The organism is Nostoc sp. 2RC (assembly GCF_014222165.1).
Lineage (GTDB): Bacteria > Cyanobacteriota > Cyanobacteriia > Cyanobacteriales > Nostocaceae > Nostoc > Nostoc linckia.
This window is the reverse complement of sequence record NZ_JACKZU010000569.1, coordinates 1-3,266: the sequence shown is the minus strand read 5'-3', so window position 1 is coordinate 3,266 and position 3,266 is coordinate 1. Positions and strand designations below refer to the sequence as shown.

Sequence of the window (3,266 nt, the reverse complement as noted above, 5' to 3'; positions counted from 1 at the left end):
CCTTACCCCTTTCCCCTTTACCCATGCCCCATGCCCAATGCCCAATGCCCAAATATTAAAATTTCAAATGGTTTTAACGTATGATTAAACGCCGTCGTTTTCTCAATGTTGCTACATCAGGTATATCTGGTTTTTCTCTGGCCTATCTGTTAGGAAGTTGCAGCCAACAAAGCCAACAAAATATATTAAATAGCGCTGGCGATAGTTCAACTTCCCTTGGTATTAAAAGCAAGGTTCTTCGCATGGGTTATCAGAGTGCAGGGGATCTTGTGAGAAATCGGAAAGTGTTAGAGAAACGCTTGGAACCGTTGGGAATTAAAGTGGAATGGGCACAATTTGTCCAAGGCCCCCAACTTATGGAAGGAATGGCTGCGGGAAGAGTTGATGTCGGATCGGTGGGAGAAACGCCGCCAATTTTTGCCCAAGTTGCTGGATCAGATTTGGTTTATGTTGTTGGCACGCAAAGAAATAAAAGAACAGGAACAAGTAGTGTTATTGCTGTACCTCCAGAGTCTCCACTGAAAAAATTTGAGGAGATTAAGGGGCAAGAAGTTTATTTTCAAAAAGGCTCGGCATCTCACTATTTTATTCTTAGAGCTTTGCAGTCAATTGGCTTGACAATTAAAGATATTAAAATCAAAAGTATACCGACTATTGAAGCGCGTGCTGCTTTTATTGAAGGTAAAATTCCTGTTTGGATGACTGGAGATCCACATTATGCCATTGCCCAAAAACTGGGTCGAATTCGTGTCCTTAGAGATTCTGTTGGTCTAGATTCTCCTGGTGGTTATTATATTGCTGATAGGAAATTTGCCGAACAAAATCCAGGATTACTAAAAATTATCATTGAGGAACTTCATGGCCTTGATAAATGGGCAGATGCAAATCGCAATGAAGTTAAAAAATTGATGATTACCGAACAAAAACTTGATGAAGATGTAGCGGAAAAGGTAATGTCTCGTAGGACTTTCGTTGGACGCAGAGGCCTCAGTCCTGCACTCATCGCAGAACAACAACGTGTGGCGGATTTGTTCTTTGAACAGGGTGTCATTCCCAAGAAAATTAACATTCAAGATGCCTTACTTCCGCCTGATTTATATGCGGCAATTACACCTGCTGAAATTATGGTTTAGAAAGTCTACCAGAAGTCAGAAGTCAGAAGTCAGAATTCAGAATTCAGAATTCAGAAGTCAGAATTCAGGAATAAAACACATTTTCTATGTGGTGATAAAACGAATGAATGATTGTCTAGGGAATTCCAACAAATAAATTATTCTGGTGAAAATTGTTGACAGTTGACAGTTAACTGTCAACTGTGAACCGTCAACTGTCAACAACGAACAAACGTCATAGGGCGGCGAAGAAAGCCGTCCATTTTTGTCTGATAGAACAGCTTGCTAGTACTAGAAGAACGAATTTTATGATCAAAAAGGTTAGACTGTCCAAATCTTTTCAACGTGCTGCTGATGCGCCAAATTTACCTAATACTCCATTCAGGTTTGTTTGTTATTTTGTTAACCAATTCCGCTGGTGGTATCTGGCAATGATAATACTGGAGACAATCCATGCAACCTGTGGTATTATGCTGCCCTATGCCATTGGCGAGATCATTCGCAGCGTGGCGCGATCGACTGGCGATACTAAACCTGTTCTTGATGCCATTGCCCAACCGCTAATGCTGTTCACTGCTTTAAGTGTGGGTGAGGTGATATTCGGGCGTTCGGCTGGACTTTTGCAGACTATTCTCCATCCCATCCACCGACAGCACATTGTCCGCTCTCTATATGCCTATTTACAACATCATTCGCATCGCTACCTGAGTAGTAGTTTTGCCGGAGCATTGGCGCATCGCATCGGCGAAACCTCTTTGGGTGTCACCCAGACGATGCAAATGCTGATTACTGAATTTATGTCTTTGATTATCGTGTATGGCGTCTCCACGATATTGCTGTATCGCGTCTATCCCCCCCTTGCTGCATTTGTTGGTGTGTGGGCAGTTCTGTTCGTCACTATTTCCTTCTGGTTGGCTACTCGCTGCCGAATTTACTCCCGGAGAGCCGCAGCAGCAAGGAGTGACACCACTGGGATCATTGTAGATGCGGTGACAAATCTCAGCAGTAGCCGCTTGTTTGCTCGTCTGGATTTTGAACGACGCTATTTGAACGAGCAATTAAAACATGAAATCAAGGAGGTGAGAAAATCCAACTGGTACTCGGAGCGAATTCGCTGGTTTCAGTTCATCTCAGCGGCCATTCTCAAAATTGGTACTCTGTATTATTCACTTTCCCTTTGGAGTCAAGGACTGATTGCTGCTGCTGACTTTGTTGTGGCAACTAGTTTATCACTATTAATTATCAGTGAAGCCCGCAATTTAAGCCGACGCTTTATAGAATTTTTTGAACATATCGGCAATGTGGCTAATGGTGTCTCGGTAATTGTTCAACCCCATGAATTAATCGATCGCGAAAAAGCGATCGCTCATCCCATCACCCAAGGTAAAATTGAGTTCCGGCAAGTGTATTTCAGCTACTCTGCTGGCAAACAAGTCTTTGAAAACCTCTCCATCACCATACAACCAGGCCAACGTGTAGGCTTGGTGGGCTTTTCCGGCTCTGGAAAATCTACCTTTGTGAATTTAATTTTGCGTCTTTTTGACTCACAATCAGGGCAAATTCTCATTGATGGCGTCGATATTCGAGATATGACTCAGAATGCCCTGCACGCTCAAATCAGCTTAATTCCCCAAGATCCGTCACTGTTCCATCGCACATTAATAGAAAATATTCGTTACGGACGCATAGATGCAACCGATGAGGAAGTGATTGAAGCAGCACGCAAAGCCTACGCTCACGATTTCATCGCCCAAATGAAGGAAGGTTACAATTCTTTGGTGGGCGAACGCGGTGTAAAATTGTCTGGAGGACAAAGACAGCGAATTGCCATTGCACGGGTAATCCTCAAAGACGCCCCGATTCTGATTTTAGATGAAGCTACCTCTAGTCTCGATTCCATCACTGAAAAAGCAATTCAAGATACCCTAGACTCAGCAATGGATGGCAAAACTGTGATAGTGGTAGCCCATCGCCTGTCTACCATTTCCCATCTAGACAGAATTTTAGTCTTCGACCAAGGTCGGATTATCGAAGATGGCCCTCACGCCAAACTCCTGGCCAAGCGCGGTGCTTACTACAGACTATGGAAAATGCAGGCCGGTGGATTCTTGCCTGTGGAGGCGAGTAAGTAGGTAGGGGGAATGGGGCATGGGG

2 protein-coding genes are annotated in these 3,266 nt (G+C 43.8%); both read left to right on the top strand.

What is annotated here, in order from left to right; genetic code table 11:
* Nucleotides 1-80: 80 nt before the first annotated feature.
* Nucleotides 81-1,133: an aliphatic sulfonate ABC transporter substrate-binding protein gene (locus GNE10_RS33235; protein ID WP_185570317.1), complete on the top strand. Its 1,053-nt coding sequence runs from the start codon at nucleotides 81-83 to the stop codon at nucleotides 1,131-1,133.
* 287 nt (nucleotides 1,134-1,420) lie between these two features.
* Nucleotides 1,421-3,244, top strand: a complete 1,824-nt coding sequence (locus GNE10_RS33230; RefSeq protein ID WP_185570316.1) for an ABC transporter ATP-binding protein — start codon at nucleotides 1,421-1,423, stop codon at nucleotides 3,242-3,244.
* Nucleotides 3,245-3,266: the final 22 nt, after the last annotated feature.